1 protein-coding gene is annotated in these 1,597 nt (G+C 68.4%); it reads right to left on the bottom strand.

Going from position 1 to position 1,597, the window contains the following annotated elements; all coding sequences use genetic code 11:
* Nucleotides 1-1,597, bottom strand: a 1,597-nt coding sequence (locus FOF48_RS36165; RefSeq protein ID WP_255443081.1) for a condensation domain-containing protein, incomplete at both ends; no start/stop codon positions are given.

Raw genomic sequence — 1,597 nt, 5'->3', positions numbered from 1 at the left:
TCCGGTTCCACTCCTCCACCACCCGCCGCCTCTCCTCCGGGCCCATCCACTCCAGCTCCCCCACCCGCTGCTCTGGCTTCTCCACCAGCGCCTTCACCACCCGCTCGAATCCCTCCATCCACCGCTGCACTGTCCGCTCGTCGAACAGGTCCGTGCTGTACTCCCACAGCCCTGTCAGCCCCTCCGCTCCTTCCGTGAAGGAGACGATGAGGTCCAGCTTCGCGGTGCCGGTCTCGAAGTCGACGCCTCGCAGGCTCAGTCCCGGCAACCGCAGCTCCGGCACAGGTGCGTTCTGGAGCAGGAGCTTCACCTGGAAGAGCGGCGCGTGCCCCAGGCTGCGCTCGGGGTTGATCGCCTCCACCAGCTTCTCGAAGGGCACGTGCTGATGCGCGTACGCGGAGAGCGTCGTCTCACGCACCTTCCCGAGCAGTTCCCGGAGGCTCCGTCCCGGCTCCACCGTGGTCCGCAGCACGAGCTGGTTGATGAAGAAGCCGATCAGGCCCTCCACCTCGCGGTGATCGCGACCCGCGACGTCCGTGCCCACTACGACGTCCTCGCGGCCTGACACGCGGGACAACAACGCATTGAAGGCCGCCAGCAACACCATGAAGGACGTGACGCCCTCACGGCGCGCAAGCCGCCTGACGCCTTCCTGGAGCTCCAGCGGCAGGCGCTGCACCCGGTGTGTTCCCCGGTGGCTCTGCACCGGCGGACGCGGGTGATCCACCGGAAGCTCCAGCAGCGTTGGCGCTCCCGCGAGCCGCGTCTTCCACCAGCCCAGCTCGGAGGCCAGCCGCTCCTCGTCCAACCAGCTCCGTTGCCACGCGGCATAGTCCGCGTACTGCACGGCCAGCTCTGGCAGCGAAGGCTGTTCGCCCGCGAGGAATCCCGGGTAGAGCGCTCCCAGCTCCTTCAGGAGGATGCCCGTGGACCAGGCGTCGGAGACGATGTGGTGCATCGTCAGCAGCAACACGTGCTCCGTCTCATCGACCTTCAGCAACACCGCGCGGAGGAGCGGCCCTCGCGACAGGTCGAACGGCTTCCGGGCCTCCTCCTCCGCCAGACGCAGCACCTCCGCCTGACGCTCCGCCTCGCCATGCGCGCTCAGCTCGCGCACCTCCAACGGCAGCCGACCCTCCGCGTGGATCTCCTGCACCGGCGTCTGCCGCGCCACGGGGAACGTGGTGCGCAACACTTCGTGCCGCCGGAGGATCGCCTCGAAGCACCGCTCCAGTACGCCTACGTCGAGCACACCTGACAGGCGGACCGCCGCGGGGACGTTGTAGAGCGGACTGCCCGGCTCCAGCCGATCCAGGAACCACAAGCGCTGCTGCGCGAACGACAGCGGGAGCTCTCCTTCCCGGCTCACGGGCAGCACCGGCGGCATCGCGCGCGAACCTTCTGCCTGCCCCCGGATGTGCTCCACCTTCGCGGCGAGCATCGCCACTGTCGGAGCATCGAAGACCTGTTGAAGCGCGACCTCGACGCTGAACATCTCGCGAAGCCGTGAGACGACCTGGGTGGCGATGAGGGAGTGGCCGCCCAGGTCGAAGAAGTTGTCGTGCAGCCCGACGCGCTCCACCTTCAGCAGCTCCGC

The sequence above is a fragment of the Corallococcus sp. Z5C101001 genome, assembly GCF_007352635.1.
GTDB classification, from domain to species: domain Bacteria; phylum Myxococcota; class Myxococcia; order Myxococcales; family Myxococcaceae; genus Corallococcus; species Corallococcus silvisoli.
This window is presented reverse-complemented; position numbering and strand designations above follow the sequence as displayed.